Here is a 17,727-nt window from a genome sequence, read left to right on the forward strand (position 1 = left end):
CGCAAGGAGCCTGTCATGATCAAGGTCAAGCAGCTCGCCCATGTCTGCATCTTCGCGCATGATCTGGAAGCGACGCGAAGCTTCTATCGCGACGTGCTTGGCCTCGACACGCAGTTCAACTTCCTCCGCGACGGCAAGGTGTTCGGCTTCTACCTCAATTGCGGCGGCCGCAGTCATGTCGAGGTGTTCCAGAAGGACGGCACGGCCTACAGCGAGCAGAACCAGATCAACCATTTCTGCCTTGAGGTGGAAAACATCGATGCTGCGATCGATCACATCAGATCGAACGGCATCGCCGTCACCTCAAAGAAACTGGCCTGCGATGACACTTTTCAGGCCTGGATCCGCGATCCCAACGGCGTGAAGATCGAGCTGTTCGAATACACCGGCAAAAGCGCACAGTTCGCCGGCGGCGACCGCATCGCCGACTGGTGAAAAGCGGCTGGCGGCCCCGACGGGTTACTTCAGCTCGATCTCGATAAAGGCGTATTCGCCTTCATTGGCGTTAATGACGTCGTGCTCGACGCCCTCTTTGCGGAAATACGGCGCGCCCTTCTTCATCTCAGCAAAGGATTCGCCGTCCTTGGTCAACAGCTTAACCTTGCCGTCCATCAGCGGCACGACGACGTAGTCGTGGCCGTGGCGGTGCCAGCCGGTGTTCTCGCCCGGCGCGAAGCGGTACTCGGTGACGATGACACGCTCATTGTCGATGAAGACGGTGGCCTTGGCGGATCCGGTCATGGGGTTCTCCTGTCTTCCCTCAAGCAGATGACATGGAGTGGCCGAACGCGAGGGCCAGAGCGTGACAGCGCATGACCCAGCAAAAAGCCCGGCACGAGGCCGGGCTTGATGGTCATGAATTTCAGACGGATCAGGCGAGGCTGCCGTTGATCCAGTGCGACAGCGCGGTCTTGGGCGCAGCACCAACCTTCATGTCGGCCACTTCGCCGCCCTTGAAGATCATCAGCGTCGGGATCGAGCGCACGCCGAACTGCGCGGCAAGCTCGGGATTCTCGTCGATGTTAAGCTTGGCGATCTTAATCTTGGCACCGAGTTCGGTGGCGATGTCTTCGAGCGCCGGCGCGATCATCTTGCAGGGGCCACACCATTCCGCCCAGAAATCGACGACGACCGGTACGCTGGCGTTAAGCACATCGGCCTGGAAATTGCTCTTGTCGACCTTGACAGTGGTCATGCGGAAATCCTTTCGAAATTTTTCGTCGCACCAAATGTGGTGGTGATCGTGCCCTTCTTCAAGCAGGTGTTGTGTCACGCTCCCGTGAGTCGAGCAAGGGCGTCATCCATGGCACTCGCCGGCAGTTCGATCAGCCGCGGCGCCTCGGTGAACAGCAGGGCCGCCTTGACCGCGCGGCCGGGATAAAGCGGCTGCAGCAGGGCGCGATAGAGCGCGAGCTGCAGGACATAGGCCGGCGGGACCTCGGCCAGAGAACCAGGGGCCGGCCGGTTGGTCTTGTAGTCGACGATGGACACCGTGTCCGATGTCACCGCCAGCCGGTCGATCTTGCCGGAAATCGAACGCTTCTTGCCCTTGACCTCCAGGCTGCCCATGATCGCGACTTCGGCACGTGACGATGGCGTAAACAACTGACCGAAGCCGGGGTCGGCAAGGATTGATGTAACCGACCCCAGGGCCTTTTCACGCTCTGACGCAGGCCAGTCCGCGCCCGTCCGCGCGAGGTAGCGTTCCGCCGCGCCTGCGCGTTCAGGCTCGGCAATGCCGGGCAGCATCTGCAGCAGTTTGTGCAGGGCAAGCCCGCGCAGCACGGCAAAGCCGGGCTCGGCATCCGCGTCGAGCACCGGCGACGCCTTGTCGACCACGGCTTCCTTGCCTTCGTCGAGCAGCGCCGAGGCGCCGGAAGGCGACAGCGGACGCGGCAAGTCTTCGAAAGGCGGCAGAGGGCGGAACAAGGTCGCCGGCAAGGGTCCGAAAGCATCGGCCTGCCGTGCCTGCTCGCTGGAAACCAGAGCGACGGGCGGCAGCTTGGTGACATGGAAACGATGCACCGGTTCGCCGCCGGCGGGATGTGCACGCTGTTCGCTTTCCGGCGCGCCGATCAACGCGCGGCTGACGATCGAGTGCCAGGTGCCGGCGTTCGGCGCCCGCTTGCCGTGATAGCCGCAGACGATCAGCCGGTCCTCGGCGCGAGTCATGCCGACATAGAGCAGCCGGCGGTATTCGTCATCGGCGAGTTCCCGAGCCCGCACTGCCGCTGCCTTGGAGAAGCCGTTGGCGACATCGCTGGCCGAGCGCCAGAGATAGCCCTTGCCATCCCAGTTTGCGCCGGAACCGTCGAAGGGCATCAGGCGCGGCAGATGCTGGTCGCTGAACGGGGCGGAACCGCCATCGACCAGGAACACGACAGGCGCTTCCAGGCCCTTGGCGGCGTGGACTGTCATGACCCTGACCTCGTCGCGGGTCTGGTCCATCTCGCGCTTGATCTCGGGACCGGCGTTCTCCAGCGTCGACAGGAAGGCTTCCAACCCCGGCAGGCCGGTTCGCTCCTCGGCAAGGCAGAAACTCAGGAACTCGTCGAGAATGTCGCCGGCTTCCGGTCCGAGCCGCGCGATCATCTTTTTGCGCACGCCATCGCGCGCCAGAAGCCCGGCATAGAATTCGAACACCGGCTTGAAGGCGGCCTCGTTCGTCCAGATGTCGAGTTGCGCGACGATCTTCGACAGGCGATCGCTTTCGGTGGCGTGCTGGCGCAGCGACGCGATCAACGACAATCCGGGCGGCCTCTGCGCCGCGAGCGTGAAAAGCATCTCCTCCGGCAAATCGAAGCTCGGGCTGCGCAGCACGGCGGCAAGCGACAGGTCGTCCTGCGGCTGGATGAGGAGATGGCCGAGTGCGATCAAGTCCTTGACCGCAATGTGGCCGGGCAGGCTCAGCCGGTCGGCGCCGGCGACCGGAATGTCGCGGCGTTTGAGCGCCCGGGTCAGCGCATGGACGAAGCGATCGCGCTTGCGCACCAGCACCAGTACGTCGCCTGGCCGCAGCCGCTTGCCGCGGCCTTCGATGATCTCGCTGGTGCCGATCCAGCCGGCAATGGTGGCGGCGACATTCTCGGCAACACGCACCGCCGGCGCATGGGCATGGTCGATGGCTTGCGTCCAGTCGTCGGGCTCGTCGACGGCTTCAGCGCCGACCGACGGCCAGACCTCGACATAGCCGGGCGCATCGGTGCGGATCGCCTTGTGGCTCAGCGGATCGGGATCATGGCTGATGCCGCGCCGCACGATCGGATCGGCAAAGACGCGGTCGACAGCAGCCAGAACGTCGTCGGTCGAACGGAACGACCAGGTCAGCTTGAGATCGGCGAAGGACGCCTTGGCGCCGTGCACCCTTCCTGAAAACAACAGCCGGCTGTCGGCGAAGGAGTCCGGGGCCGCACCTTGAAAGGAATAGATCGACTGCTTTTCGTCGCCGACGGCGAAGACCGTGCGATGGACCCTGTCACGCGCTCCTAAGCCGGCAAAGAATTCTTCCGCCAGCCGCTTGACCACTTCCCATTGATCCGGACTGGTGTCCTGTGCCTCGTCGAGCAGGATGTGGTCGATGCCTTGGTCGAGCTTGTATTGCACCCAAGGGCCGGCATCGGGCCGCGCCAAAAGGTTGACGGTGCGGGTGATCAGGTCGTTGAAATCGAGAAAGCCACGGCTGCGCTTCAGCACCTCGTAGCGTGCGATCAGCCAGTCGGCGATGGTCAGCGCGGCCCTTGTGCCTTCCAGCATCCGGAACAGAGCCAGCCGGTCGGTGGTTTCGATGATAGCGTTGGCCGCCGAGAGATAACGCTCCGCCAGATCCGGCAGCCGATCGATCAGGGCCTTCTTGAAAGCCTTTGCCGGGTCGTAGGCATCGCCATCGGTCTTGAGTAAGGCTCTTGCCAGCATTTGAAGGCGGCGAATGGGATCGCTTTCGGCGAAAGCCTGGCGCGCATAGGGCAGGATGTTGTTTAGCACCGATCTGGCGTCGGTGGCTTCGGCAGCGTGGGCGAAGCCGGCAAAATAGTCGGGCAGGAAGCCCGGCAGCGGCCAGATCGACGCCGCTATGCCTTCGGCGGTCTGGCCGGGCCGAAAATCGAACTCGTCGAACAGGGCCTGGAAATGCGTGCCGTCGCGCCCGACGGCGTCGATGAAATTGCGCAAGCCGTCGCGCTTGCGCACGATCTCGCCCAACAAGGCGTCGAGCCCGGCTTCGCCGCCACGGTCGAGAATGGTGGCAAAGGCCTCGGCCAAATCCTTGTCGCCGGCGGCTGTGCCGGAGATCATGTCGCGGCGCGCCGCGGCAAACAGCGATGCCTCCATCTGGCCGTCGAGCATCTCGAAATGGGCCGGGATGTTGGCCTCCAGCGGGAACTGGTGCAGCACCGATTCGCAGAAGGCGTGGATGGTCTGGATCTTGAGTCCACCGGGCGTTTCCAGCGCCTCGGCAAACAGGCGTCGCGCCCGACGCATGGTCTCGAGATTCGGACGCCGCCCTTCCAGCGCCTCGACCTTTGCCGCAAGGTCCGCGTCACCCAATGTCGTCCATTCCGACAGCGTTGAAAAAACCCGGTTCGACATGTTGGCGGCGGCGGCGCGCGTATAGGTCAGGCACAGGATCTTCGATGGATCGGTGCCGCGCAGCAACAGCCGGATGACGCGCTGGGCCAGGACATGGGTCTTGCCGGAGCCGGCATTGGCCGACACCCAGGCGGAATTCCCGGGGTCGGCGGCGCGGGCCTGGCTGTTCGCGGTGTCGCTGGGGATGGGATAGGCCTTCTTCATGCCTCCCCTCCCTCGTCACCGGCATCGCCGCCGGCCGACCATTCGAGCACGCGGGCAAGATGGTCGTAGTCGCCATCGGTCTCGCCTTCACGAAACGGCAGCGCACGCGACAAATAGCCGGTCGTCGGGTCGGTGTAGTGGATCAGCAGCTTTTCCAGCCGCGCCCAGGCCTCTTCGGCGAGATCGGCTGCGGTTCGCGGCTGGCGGTTGTGCTCGAGGATCGATTCCTCGAACACCTCGCCATTCGGCTTCAGCCTGATGAAGGCCAGTTGCGAGGGTTCGCGGGCGCCCAGATCCTTGAAGGCGCCGCGCCTGAGCAGTGCGCCCTCCAGCGCCAACTGCGGCGCCAGCAGCGTGTGCGCCTGCGCCTTGGACGGCGAGGAGCCGGTCTTGTAATCCAGTATGTCGGCCATGCCGCCGGCCAGCAGGTCGACCCGGTCGGCGTAGCCGGACAGTGTCACGCCGGATTGGCCGACGACGGTCTTGCCGGCGCGCTCCTCGGCATGCCGCCGTATCACCGCGTCGGCGCGCGTGCGCTCCCATTCGATGATGTTGGAGGCGAGTTTTTCGAAGCGCGGCCACCACACGGCCTCGACATCGGCCGGAAGGGCGGCTTCAGCAAAACAGGCCCGGCCGGCGGCGACAAGGCCGGCAAGCGCATCGGGCGCGCGCGGATCGGCGACGCGCGCTGAAAACAGGTGCAGGATGGCGTGGAACAGCGTGCCGCGCTCGGCCGCACCAGGATCGCGGATGACCGGATCGAGCGGCATCAGGCCGAGGATGCGTCTTGCATAGACGGCGTAGGGATCCCGGCGCAGCGTCTCGATCTCGGTGACCGAGAAATGGCCTGGGCGTACTGACAGTGGCGGCTTCGGCTGCGGCCGCGGCGCGAAATCCTGCCTGGGGCCGGTATCGAGCGAGCGAGCCCAGGCGAGCAGTTCGTCGCCACGCCGGCGCAGTTCCGCTGCCTGGTCTTTGCCGATGAAGGTGAGCAGTCGCTGCAGCCAGCGCGACGGCACGGCCGGTGCGTCGCCGGCACGCGCCGAGCGGGCCAGCACCACCTTCCCTGCGCCCATGGCCATCTGAAAATCATGCGCGGCAAGGCCGATGCGCCGTTCGGGCGGTTCGAGATCGATGCCGGTCTTCATCAGCCGCGACATGAAGCGGTCGCTCTCGGGCTTGCGCGGCCACACACCTTCGTTGAGCCCGCCGATGACCAGCGTGTCGACAGTCTGCAGCCGCGCTTCCAGCGCACCCCAGATGGCGATGTTCCGGTCGGTGCCTTGCGCCGGCTTGACCGTTTCAGGCGCGATCAGCGCCGCCATCACGTCGGGCCACTCATTCGCCGCGAACGACAATGGCGCCGAGGCCGCGACCAGCCCGCGCAGCAATTCCGCGAGCTTTTCGCCGGCGTCACCGGTATAGAGTTCGCCAAGGCCGCCATCGGCGGTTCGGCCGAGATTTTCGAGCGCGACGACGCTGGTGCTGACCAGCGCGGCAAGGTCGGTGTCAGCCTGGTCGCGAAACGCCGCCAGCGGCGCCAACGCTTGTGTGAGGCGAGTGAGGAGGGTCCGCGCCCTTTCGATGGACCGAACCGTCAACCGGGAAAACCAGAAAGGCGGCCGGCTGTCGCTGCCCAGCCCGATGAGCCGGGCCTCGAATAGTTCCGGCAGCGAAACGATGTCGGGGCGGCCGGTGCCGCCGCGCAGCGCTACCAGTTCAACCAGTTCCGCCGCATGGCGTACATCAGCGCGTTCCAGGCCGAGGCCAAGCAGGGGATGCTTGAGCAGCGACAGCAGGCCCACGGGGTCGCCTGGCCGGAACACCGCTTCTAGCGCCAGTCTAAGCAGGCTGGCCGCCGGGGTGTTGGCGAGCGGCGTGCCACCGGAATCGTCGGCAACGACGCCGAAGCGCTGCAGCTCGATCGAGACGCGACGCGCCAGTGCGCGGTCGCCGGTGACCAGAGCCGCCCTTTGGCCGGGTTGTTCGACCGCTCGCTTGAGCGCGACGGCGATGGCGACGGCTTCGTCGCGTTCGGAGGCCGCCTCGAGCAAGGTCACGTCGGCAAAGCCCCCGGCGATGTCGGATGCCGAAAATCCGGCACGTGTCTCGGCCCACAATTCGGTTGTCTCGGCCGGCCGCAGCGCTTCGCCGACCAGGGCGGCGCGGAGCGCGAGCCGCGGCTCGGCCGCGCCGATCTCCACGACATCGTTGCGCAGCACGCCGATCTTGCCGATCAGTCTTGCAAGGCCGTATTGCGGGTGGCCGAGCACGGCCGGACGCGCACCCGGAGCCGCAATTGCTTGGAAGGACGCTTCGTCCAGCGTCCGGTCGAGGCCGGGCAGCACGATGGCGCCGCCGGGCAAGCGCGCGATCGCGGCAAGCAGTTCAGCCGTGGCCGGAATCGAGCCGGTCGAGCCCGCGGCGATAACCGGCCCGGCAGGCGGATTGCGCCGCAGCCGCGCCGCTTCGGCGCGGATCAGCGCGCTGCGATGCGCGGCCGGATTGGAGCGGTCGCTCTCTGCAAGGAATTTCGGCCAGGCGTCGGTGACGATGCCGAGGAATTCGAGCGTCACCTGCCACCATCCGGCAAGATTGCCGGTCACCAGATCGGTGAGCTTGGCCCAGTCGGTGCCTTCCGTCTCGATCTCGTCCATCAGCCGGGCGAGATCGCGCGCCAGCCAGATCGCGTCGGCGGTGGAGGCCGGGATGACGATCTCCTCGGCGAAAAGGGCGGCGACATGCGCCGGCAGCCGGCGTTTCCACGCACGCACCAGCGGCGTCAGCAGCAACAGGCGTTCGGTCGCCGCGATCGGCGGCGCGAGATCGATGGCCGCCGATGCCTCGGTCTCGAACACAGCCTCATCCTCGTCGAACTCACCGAGCGGACGAATGACCGGCAGGATCGCCGAACCGCCGCCACCGCGTGCCGCCAGGCTGTCGACGAAGACACCCCGCAGAGCACGCGCGGCACGGCGCGTCGGCACATAGATGGTGACATCGGCCAGAGCGAGCGGGTCGCCGTCAAAGCGAAAGCCAGGCACGAGGCGGCCGGCAAGCAGCGCCTCGGCAAGCGTCGGCAGAAACGGCGCTCCGGGCGGGATCGAGAAAACGCGGCTTGAGCCGCTCATTGCGACTCGATTAACGCACCGGCGACCGCCGCTTCCGCGAGCGGTACGGCATCGGGCGTGCCGACGGTGATCCAGTGGCCGTGCATCGGCATGCCGAACAGCCGGCCGACAGCGATGGCCGAATCGAAATAGGCGTTGAGCGAGTGCGGTGCGGCCGGAGCATCCTTGAACAGTCGCGGATGGACGATCGCCGCCCCGGCATAGATCAGCCCTGCCGGATCGCCTTTTGAACGCCGCAAGCCGCCATCCGGCGCAACCAGGAAATCGGTAGAGCCACAATGTCCGGTCGCCTGTTGGAGATCCGCCAGCATCAGCAGAATATCCATTTTCGCCGCGTCCCATGCAAGGGCGAGGCGACCGAGATTGAGGGGACCGTCGTCGATCCAGAACGTATCGGCGTTGAGGACGTAGAAGGGCTGCTCACCCAACTCCGGCAAAGCCTTGACGATCCCGCCGGCGGAATCGAGCAGTTTTTCGCTCTCGTCGGAAATGATGATTTTTGGCGCGCGGCGTGCGGCGACACGGGCAACGATCTGTTCGGGGAAGTAATGGACGTTGACGACGGCTTTGCCGACACCGGCGGCGGCCAGGCTGTCGAGGCTCCAGTCGAGCAACGTCTTGCCGGCGATCTGGACCAGCGGCTTGGGAATGGTATCGGTGATCGGCCGCATGCGTTTGCCAAGGCCGGCAGCAAGCACTATCGCGGTGTCCGGTCTTGCAGTCACAATGTGCGCTCCTCGAGCAACCCATGCGCATCGTAGAATTCGCGCAGGCTTGCCAGTGCCGGATGAGACAAGGCCCGACGCAGATAATCGCGGATGCGCGGCAGGTGCTTCAGATAATAGGGCTTGCCGTCGCGTTTTTCGAGGCGAACGAAGATGCCGAGGATCTTGGAATTTCGCTGCGTCGCCATGATGGCGTAGGATTCCCGGAAACTTGCCTCGTCGAAAGCACCGGCTGCGTGGCGCGCGGCGACATAGGCATCGAGTGTCTGTTTCTCGATCTCGGGCGAGATGGTGACGCGCGCGTCCATGGCGAGCGAGGCGACGTCATAGGCGGACGGGCCGATCAGCGCATCCTGGAAATCGACGATGCCCAGCCGATCATGCCCGGAACGGTCGCCGCGCCAGATGATGTTGGGTGAATGGAAATCGCGCAGCATCAGCGTGTATTCGCGGCCCTGCAGCCGGTCGAGGAGAGCGTTCCATTGCTTGTGGTAACCGGCGCGCAAGCTGTCACTTGCCGGGCCGCCCGATATCGCCGGCACATACCAGTCGACCAGCAGATCGGCTTCGATCATCATCGCATCGCGGTCGAAAGGCGGCACATCGTGGAAGCCGCCTTGCCCTGTTTCCAGGCACTGCGGCCAGGTCCTGCTATGCATCATGGCCAGCAGCTCGGCCGCCGCCGCGTAACGCTCAGCCACTGGCTGGCCGTCGCCGCCGAGAAACCCCTCGGAACCGAGATGTTCGAGCAGCAAAAATCCCTGTTCCTGATCCTCGGCATGGATGTCCGGAACGCTGACGCCGCCCGCCTTCAAAGCGCGGTCGATGGCGACGAAGGCGGAGACCGACTGGGCGGTATGAGCGATCTCGGCATAGGGCTTGCCGTCGCGAACCGGCGGGCCGAGCACCAGCCGCGGTGAGTTCATGAGCACTTGCGGCTTCCGGTCCGGCAGCGAAACGATCTCATAGGAGCGGGCCGAGGCATCGCCGATGAAATGGCGGCGCTGCGCCTCTCCCCAGCCGGCGTTCACGAGAAAGTCGCGCATGGCCAGCGACCGTGCCGCCCGGTCGAAGGCATCGCCCTGCCCCGACAGTCGCGCTATCCGGCCGTCGCCGTGCTGGACGAGTTCGATCAGGACCGTGGTTTTCGGCAGATAGGCTTCCGCTCGTTCCGGCCATTCGACCAGAGCGGCGCCTTGCGCCAGGGCTTCGTCGAAACCCAGCTCATCGATCTCGGCCGCCGAGGACAGTCGGTAGAGATCGAAATGATGGACCGGAATGCGGGTGTCGTAGCTCTGCACCAGCGTGAAGGTCGGGCTCGGAACATCGAGGCCGGCATCGTCGGCCAAGGTCCTGATCAAGGCGCGGGCCAGCGTCGACTTGCCGGCGCCGAGATCGCCCTTCAGGGCAAGCACATCACCCGGCCGCAGCGACAGCGCCAGATCCTCGCCCAGCCGCGCCGTCTGTGGCTCGTCGGCGAGTAAACGCTCCAGCACCAATCCGGTCATCGGGCGCGCTACTCGGCCGCGGCGCGGATGCCCGGCATGTCGGGAAAGGCGCAGATGACGGTCGTGCCCTTGTCCTTGCCGGTTTCGATGCGAACGCTGCCGCCATGCAGCTCGACGAAGCTCTTGACGATCGACAGGCCGAGACCGGCGCCGCGCCGGCGGCCGCCATTGGCGCGCGGCTCAAAACGGCGAAACACCGAATCGAGCAGATCCGGCGGCATGCCGGGGCCGTCGTCATGAACCGAGAATTCCACCCCTTCCGCCAGTTGGCGGCAAGCGAGCGTGATCGTGCTGGCTTCCGGCGCGTAGTTAGCGGCGTTGCTGAGCAGATTGTAGAGTATCTGGCGGACACGGATTTCGTCGCCATGGAACGTCTTCGGCGCCGCGACAGCGTCGACCGCGAGCCTGATCGAATGCTCTTCCAGCCGGTCGGCCACCAGTTCGGCCGCGGCCGCGATGGTGCGATCGATCCGCACCTCGGAAATGTCGAGCTGCATGATGCCGGCGTCCACCGTCGCCAGGTCGAGGATGTCGTTGACGATGGTGAGCAGGACCGAGGATGACGAGCTGACATGCTCGACATATTCGCGCTGCTTCTGTGTCAGCGGACCGGTCGTGGGCTGCGACAGCAATTCGGTGAAGCCGATGATGTTGGTCAGCGGCGAGCGCAGTTCATAAGAGACGTGTTGGACGAATTCGTTCTTGAGCTGGTCGGATTTCTGCAGCGCCTCGTTCTTGTCCTTCAGCGCCCGTTCGACGTGGACGCTGTCGGTAACGTCGACGAAGGTCATCATCACTTGCCCGTTGGGCAGCGGGATCATGGCGTAGCTCAGCACATTGCCGTTGTTAAGTTCGGTCTGACCGTGACGGTCGCGGCGTTCGTCGTCGAAACCGGTGATGGCGGCAACGAAACCTGGCCAGGGACTGTCCGCCGCTTGCCGGTCGCAAAGGTCGCGAATCGCAGACACGTGCACATTTGGCTTGGCCGCTTCACCGCTCAAACCCCAAAGCGTGGCAAAGGCGGGATTCGACAGCCTAAGTCTGCCGTCGGGGCCGAACACCGCCACGCCTTCGGCAAGATTGTCGAGCGTCTCGCCCTGGACCCGCACCGCTGTCTGGTAGCGGCTTTCGAGGTCCATCTTCTCGGTCAGGTTCTCGAACACCCAGGTCACGCCGCCCTTGGGCTGCGGGTTGGCGACGACACGGATGGTCTTGCCGTCCGGCAGATGCCACCAATGCTCCTGCGATTCCACGGCACGATAGGCGCCGAGCAGGCCCTCCTTCCAGCGGCGCCATTCGGGCTGCTCGGCGATCTTGCCCTCGCTGCGCAGCCGGTCGAGCAGCAAGGCATTGTCGGGAGCGCTGTGCAGGAAGCCTGCGTCGAGCCCCCACAGCTTCTGGAAGGCCTGGTTGAAGAACCGCAGCTTTTCGTCGGTGTCGAAAATGGCGACCGCCGTATTGAGCTGGTCGAGCGTGTCGGCGTGGCTTTGCACAGTCCGCTCGTATTCGCCGCGAACGGCCTCGATGGCGCTGGTGTCGCAGGCAAGGCCGGCCGAGCCGTCGCTACCGGCGAAATCGGTGACAGCAAACATACGGCGGTCGCCTTCGATCACGGTGGAAAGCGACTGCTCGAAGACGGGATGCGTCTTGTGCTGGGCGGAAATTGCTTCGCGCGCCTGGCCGCCGAGGAACTCTTTTGCCTCCCGGACCGCGGCTTCGGCATTTTCGGCTTCGACCGCATCGGCATAGGCCCGGTTGACCCACTTCAGCCGCCCGTCCTCACTGCGAAGCCATGCCGGCATGTTCAGCGCGTCGAGCAGGCCGATCATCGTGTCATGGTCGGTGGCCAGCCGCTGGTTCTCGATCTTCAACCTAGCCTGGCTGCGCTGCGTCTCGGAGAGCGAGACGAAACGCACGAGCACATGCGCCGCGCTTTTGCGGCCATGCACTTCGAGCGGCGCGCCGGCCTGCGATTCAATGACGAGGTCGAAGGGCGTCGCCCTTTCGCGCAATCCCGCTATCGCATGTTCGAGCGCCGCCGCCGAGCGCGGCATCAGCCAGCGGCCGAAGGCGAGGAAAGCCGCCCGGTCGTCGGGAGCGCCGCTTTCGACGGGCAATGTGCCGATGAGTTCGGGCTTCTTGTTTTCCGCGGCCCAGACGACCACGCGCTGGTCGCGCAGATTGATCAGCGCCTCCGAGCGCCGCAGGGCCGCATTGATGTCGGCGAGACGGCTCCTGAGTTCGACATTTTCCGCCGAAGTGCGGGCTCTTTCGCGGATGAGAACGATGGCCGACAGAAATGCCGTGCCGGTCACGCCGACAAACACGGCAAGCTGCATGACCTCGACGGCGCTCATCGACAATCCGGCCACGGCGGCGCCAGCGATTTCGGCATGCGCGACAGCACCAGCCAAGGGGCCGGCAAGCGCGGAGGTGGCAAGGAACAGCCCGGCGCGGGCGCGCCATGAAAGGCTCCCGCCTTCCAGGACGGAGCCAATGGTCCCCGAATCGTCATGGCCGCCGGAAACGGCCCGTCCCGCTCTGTGCGGGTGTTGCCCCGGCATGTCTTGGTCCTCTCCGCCGCCTGAATGCAAGACCGCCCTGATGCGCACCTCTCTTGAACCTCTCTCGGGCCGGAAGCGTCGCGAATCACCTGACAATAAACCCTCGCCGAATCGCCGTGAAGGCTGATGGCGCGCAAAAATAAAGCCGGGCGAAAAGTCAATCGCCCGGCCTCAATATCTGGTAGTAAATTTAGCTTTGGTTAATAGCGGTAGTGTTCCGGCTTGAACGGACCCTGCGGCGTGACGCCGATATAGGCGGCCTGCTCACCGGACAATTCGGTCAGGCGGGCGCCGAGCTTGTCGAGATGCAGGCGCGCGACCTTTTCGTCGAGATGCTTGGGCAGGACATAGACCTGGTTCTCGTACTGGCCTGGCTTGGTGTAGAGCTCGATCTGGGCCAGCACCTGGTTGGTGAAGGACGCCGACATGACGAAGCTCGGGTGACCGGTGGCGTTGCCGAGATTGAGCAGCCGGCCTTCGGACAAAAGGATCATCCGCTTGCCGTCGGCGAAGGTGATCATGTCGACCTGCGGCTTGACGTTGGTCCATTTCAAATTGCGCAGCGCGGCCACCTGGATCTCGTTGTCGAAGTGACCGATGTTGCCGACGATCACCATGTCCTTCATCGAACGCATGTGGTCGAGGGTGACGACATCCTTGTTGCCGGTGGTGGTGATAACGATGTCGGCGGTAGGGGCCGCATCTTCCAGCGTGACGACCTCAAAACCGTCCATCGCCGCTTGCAGGGCGCAGATCGGATCGACCTCGGTGACCTTGACGCGGGCGCCGGCGCCCTTGAGCGAGGCCGACGAGCCCTTGCCGACGTCGCCATAGCCGCAGACGACAGCGACCTTGCCGGCCATCATCGTGTCGGTGCCACGGCGGATGCCGTCGACCAGCGATTCCTTGCAGCCGTATTTGTTGTCGAACTTCGACTTGGTGACAGAGTCGTTGACGTTGATGGCGGGGAAGGGCAGCAGGCCCTTCTTCTGCAGCTGGTAAAGCCGGTTGACGCCGGTGGTCGTCTCTTCGGTGACGCCGCGGATCGCCGCCTTCTGCTTGGTGAAGAAGCCGGGCGAAGCCTTCAGGCGCTTCTTGACCTGGGCGTAGAAATATTCCTCTTCCTCGCTCTGCGGGTTGGACAGCACGTCCTCGCCGGCCTCGGCGCGGGCGCCGATCAGGATGTACATGGTAGCGTCGCCGCCATCATCGAGAATCATGTTGGAGAGGCCGCCGTCGGCCCACTGGAAAATCTTGTCGGTGTAGTCCCAATACTCCTCCAGCGACTCGCCCTTGACGGCAAACACCGGGATGCCGGCTTCGGCAATGGCCGCGGCCGCATGGTCCTGGGTCGAGAAGATGTTGCAGGAGGCCCAGCGGATATCGGCGCCGAGCGCCTTCAGCGTCTCGATCAGCACTGCCGTCTGGATGGTCATGTGCAGCGAGCCGGTGATGCGCGCGCCCTTGAGCGGCTTCTTGGAACCGAATTCCTCACGGCAGGCCATTAGGCCCGGCATTTCGGTTTCGGCGATCTCGAGTTCCTTGCGGCCCCAGCCGGCAAGCGAGATGTCGGCGACCACATAGTCCTTGCTACCCGTCATGGCAGTGCTCCGATTGCAGATGTTGTGCTTGCGAATTTGTTGCGGATGCGCCCGCGCCAGTCGGCGCGTCGAAGGGCGCGAATTGCCGGCCTGACTAGCAGATCGGCGTGAAGACGACAATGGGATATAAAGAAATCTTTATCCCTGCATGTCTCTCGGACATGCATTGGCGGTGTACAGGGTCAGCATTCCTCGCCGAAGCGGGACGCCACCAATTGCTCCAGCGCGTCGATGACCTGCCGGGCCTCCGGCCCGCTGGCGGTGACGCGGATCGAGTAGCCGGGGCTTGCCGCCAGCATCATCAGGCCCATGATCGAGGTGCCGCCGACCTTGACACCGTCCTTCTCGACATGCACCGAGGCGTCGAAGCCGCTGGCCAGCTGGACGAATTTCGCCGAGGCGCGCGCGTGCAGGCCGCGCTGGTTGATGATGGGAAAATCCCTGGTGATCGGATCTTTGGCGATCTGATCTTTTTCCGGGGACATCGCGTTCATTTGCTGCTCAAGAGCTGGCTGGCGACGTTGATGTATTTGCGCCCCGCGGCCTGAGCCTCGTCGAGGGCGGCCGCCATATTGTCGCCCTTGCGGATCGAGGAGAGCTTGATCAGCATCGGCAGGTTCATGCCGGCGATCACCTCGGTGCGGCCGGATTCCATCACCGAGATGGCAAGATTGGAGGGCGTGCCGCCGAACATGTCGGTCAGCACGATGACGCCCGCCCCGGTGTCGACCCGGGCAACCGCGTCGACGATGTCGCGGCGACGCTGCTCCATATCGTCGTCGGCGCCGATCGCCACGGTTTCGAAACTGTCTTGTGGCCCGACGACATGTTCCACGGCATGTCGAAACTCGGCGGCCAGTTGACCGTGCGTTACAAGCACGAGTCCGATCATTCTTTGGTGGCTCCCGTCATCGCCGCTTCACAGGCGCATTTTATGCTCGCCAGCCATTCCAGGCGGCGGGAGCGCTATCTTGTCGACGCGCGGCCCGTTGACAAGCCCAAAATTGCGCAGGCGCATGCCATTTTGACGCATTGCAGCAAAAAACCCAGAGCGGATCATAGAAAAGGCGCGATCGACAGCCGCGCCATCACGGCGGGCAAAGCCGTGGCGGCGTTACGCTCGGCAAGGTCGATACGCGGCACAGGGCAGCCTGCGACCGGCTCGCTGATTTCCTCCTGGAAACGGGCCATCTCTGCCTTTGGTACCAGCCGCACATGCAGGTCGATCACTCCGCCCGGCTCGAACGGCAGCGGGCGCGGCATAAACCCAGGCACTTCGGCGAGACCAGCGATGGGCGCCGGCACGCGACAGACCAGTCGCCCGGCGCGGGCCGCGGCAAGCAGCCTGTCGTCACCGATCAGCCGCGAGAATAGCCCGCGCGCGCGGCAATGGTCCAGGAGTGTCAGCGCCAGCGTCGTCTTGCCGGCGCCGGACGGCCCGGTGATAAGGACACCGCGCTCGCCGATCAGGATCGCGGTTCCGTGAATGTTTTCAGGCTGCGCAACTGGATCATCCACGATCTTGCCCGATCATGTTTTTGGATGGAGCATGATCTCTGGACGAACGGAACCGTTCGTCCGAGAAAACCGGTTCCCACTTTTCGGGATCATGCTTCGGCCGGCAGCGTCACGACGAAGCGCGCGCCCTTGATCTCGCCGGGTTTGGTGCCGGGGATGTTTTCGGCGGTTAGCGTGCCGCCATGGGCCTCGACGATCTGCCTGGATATCGACAGGCCAAGGCCCGAATTCTGGCCGAACGCCTCTCCGGCTGGCCGGTCGGTGTAGAAGCGCTCGAAGATGCGGTCGATGTTGTCGGCGCGGATGCCGGGGCCATTGTCATCGACGGTGACGATGTTGAACTTGCCGGCGCGCGCCAGTGACAGGCTGATGTGGCCATGGTCCTCGGGAACGAAGGAGCGGGCATTCTCGATCAAATTGGTGATGACCTGGCCGATGCGCAGATCATGGCCGACGACGAAGTAGCCTTTGGCGCCCTGCGGCAGTTTGGCGACCTTGAACTCGATCTCGACGGCCTTTTTGTTGCGTGTGGCTTCACGCGAAACGGCGACGAGATCGGTGATGAATTTCTTCAGGTCGACGTTCCCGGCATCTTCACGCGCCAACTCGGCGTCAAGGCGAGAGGCGTCGGAAATATCGGTGATGAGCCGGTCCAGCCGCCTGACATCGTGCTGGATGATGTCCATCAACCGGCCGCGCGAATTGTCGTTCTTGGCCAGCGGCAAGGTTTCCACCGCGCTGCGCAGCGACGTCAGCGGGTTCTTCAATTCGTGCGACACGTCGGCCGCAAAGCTTTCGATCGCCTCGATGCGGGCGTAGAGCGCGTTGGTCATGTCGCGTATGGCGATCGACAGATTGCCGATCTCGTCCTGGCGGTCGGAAAAGTCGGGGATTTCCTCACGGCTCTTGACGCCGCGCCGCACCCGCACCGCCGCCGCCGACAGCCGGCGCAGCGGATTGGCGATGGTGGAGGCGAGCAGCATCGACAGGATGGCGGTGACCAAGGCCGCGATGCCGAAGACGCGCAGGATCGCCTTGCGCTCGGCGGCGACGATCTTGTCGATGTCGCCGCCTTCGGTGGACAGCATCAGCACGCCAAGAACGGCACGGAAGCGCTGGATCGGCACCGCCACCGAAACGATCTGCTCGCCCTGTTCCGAGACCCGCACGATGGTCGACGGGCTGCCGGTCAGCGCCTTGACCACTTCCGGGAAGGCGGCGCCATTGCCGCCGGGCTGCTCGCGATAGACCGGCAGCTCGGTGTTGCGGAAGAAATCGAAGACGAATTTCTGGATGCGCTCGACAAGATCGGGTTCCTCCTGCTCGACCGGCGGCAGGTCGTAGCGCAGAATCTGGCCGCGCGAATAGAGATGGCGCGAATCGAGCAGCAGGTTGGCGTCGCGATCATAGATGCGGGCACGCGTGCGGGTCGGCGAGATCAGCCTTCTCAGCACCGGCGCGACGCGCTCCGGGTTGATCGGGAAGTCGAGATTGTCGAGTTGGTCCGAGCCTGGCCCCAGGCTTTCACCGGCCTGCAGCTCAAGCAGCTTTTCCGGGTCGATGCTGATCGAGTCGGTCTCGACCGTCGCCGACGCGGCGATCGCGCCGGCGATGATCTCGCCCTGGGTCATCAGGCTTTCGACGCGGGCGTCGATCAGCCCGTCGCGGAAGGTGTTGAGATAGAGGATGCCTGTGACCAGGACGGCAAGGCCGGCAAGGTTGAGGAAGAGTATGCGCCGCGTCAGGCTGGAAAAGATATGATGGCCAAGGAAGCGGCGCATCGGCACCGTGATCTTCGACACGAAGGACGGCATGATGCGCGACGGCCGCCTCGAGGCGCCCGCCGGTCTGCTCCGCTGTGCTTCCACTGCCATCGAATAGCAGCTCCCGCT

Annotated in this window: 13 protein-coding genes; 1 reads left to right on the plus strand and 12 read right to left on the minus strand. The window is 64.6% G+C overall.

The features are described from left to right. Positions 1-15 precede the first annotated feature (15 nt). On the plus strand, positions 16-435 hold the full coding sequence (locus tag ACSQ3L_RS02125) for a VOC family protein (protein ID WP_436158428.1): 420 nt from the start codon (positions 16-18) through the stop codon (positions 433-435). A 24-nt stretch (positions 436-459) separates the two neighbouring features. Here ACSQ3L_RS02125 and ACSQ3L_RS02130 read toward each other — a convergent pair whose 3' ends face one another. The 12 genes from ACSQ3L_RS02130 to ACSQ3L_RS02185 form a co-directional block, all read right to left on the minus strand. After that, positions 460-741, minus strand: a complete 282-nt coding sequence (locus ACSQ3L_RS02130; protein WP_013528325.1) for a cupin domain-containing protein — start codon at positions 739-741, stop codon at positions 460-462. A gap of 130 nt (positions 742-871) precedes the next feature. After that, entirely contained in the window at positions 872-1,195 is a 324-nt protein-coding gene (trxA, locus tag ACSQ3L_RS02135; RefSeq protein WP_023761143.1) for a thioredoxin, read from the minus strand. Between the two features lie 74 nt (positions 1,196-1,269). After that, entirely contained in the window at positions 1,270-4,788 is a 3,519-nt protein-coding gene (gene addA, locus ACSQ3L_RS02140; RefSeq protein ID WP_436158429.1) for a double-strand break repair helicase AddA, read from the minus strand. Then, positions 4,785-7,919, minus strand: coding sequence for a double-strand break repair protein AddB (gene addB, locus ACSQ3L_RS02145; protein ID WP_436158430.1), 3,135 nt, complete (start codon positions 7,917-7,919; stop codon positions 4,785-4,787). Before addB ends, addA begins: the two co-directional genes overlap by 4 nt. Then, positions 7,916-8,644: a nucleotidyltransferase family protein gene (locus tag ACSQ3L_RS02150; protein ID WP_436158431.1), complete on the minus strand. Its 729-nt coding sequence runs from the start codon at positions 8,642-8,644 to the stop codon at positions 7,916-7,918. The genes addB and ACSQ3L_RS02150 overlap by 4 nt, the downstream gene beginning before the upstream one ends. Continuing rightward, on the minus strand, positions 8,641-10,152 hold the full coding sequence (gene tsaE / locus ACSQ3L_RS02155) for a tRNA (adenosine(37)-N6)-threonylcarbamoyltransferase complex ATPase subunit type 1 TsaE (RefSeq protein WP_436158432.1): 1,512 nt from the start codon (positions 10,150-10,152) through the stop codon (positions 8,641-8,643). The genes ACSQ3L_RS02150 and tsaE overlap by 4 nt, the downstream gene beginning before the upstream one ends. A gap of 8 nt (positions 10,153-10,160) precedes the next feature. Beyond that, positions 10,161-12,716, minus strand: a complete 2,556-nt coding sequence (locus ACSQ3L_RS02160) for an ATP-binding protein (protein ID WP_436158433.1) — start codon at positions 12,714-12,716, stop codon at positions 10,161-10,163. Positions 12,717-12,916: 200 nt separating this feature from the next. Continuing rightward, a complete protein-coding gene (ahcY, locus tag ACSQ3L_RS02165; protein WP_436158434.1) occupies positions 12,917-14,317 on the minus strand; it encodes an adenosylhomocysteinase in 1,401 nt (466 codons plus the stop codon). Between the two features lie 182 nt (positions 14,318-14,499). Continuing rightward, the gene (locus ACSQ3L_RS02170; protein ID WP_436158435.1) at positions 14,500-14,811 is read right to left on the minus strand and encodes an HPr family phosphocarrier protein; all 312 of its coding nucleotides are present in this window, start codon (positions 14,809-14,811) and stop codon (positions 14,500-14,502) included. Then, a complete protein-coding gene (locus ACSQ3L_RS02175) occupies positions 14,808-15,209 on the minus strand; it encodes a PTS sugar transporter subunit IIA (protein WP_292184391.1) in 402 nt (133 codons plus the stop codon). The genes ACSQ3L_RS02170 and ACSQ3L_RS02175 overlap by 4 nt, the downstream gene beginning before the upstream one ends. 164 nt (positions 15,210-15,373) lie before the next feature. After that, on the minus strand, positions 15,374-15,835 hold the full coding sequence (locus ACSQ3L_RS02180) for an HPr kinase/phosphorylase (protein ID WP_436158436.1): 462 nt from the start codon (positions 15,833-15,835) through the stop codon (positions 15,374-15,376). Positions 15,836-15,924: 89 nt separating this feature from the next. Continuing rightward, on the minus strand, positions 15,925-17,709 hold the full coding sequence (locus tag ACSQ3L_RS02185) for a sensor histidine kinase (protein WP_292184385.1): 1,785 nt from the start codon (positions 17,707-17,709) through the stop codon (positions 15,925-15,927). Positions 17,710-17,727: the final 18 nt, after the last annotated feature.

It is taken from the genome of Mesorhizobium sp. LjRoot246, from assembly GCF_964254115.1.
Lineage (GTDB): Bacteria > Pseudomonadota > Alphaproteobacteria > Rhizobiales > Rhizobiaceae > Mesorhizobium.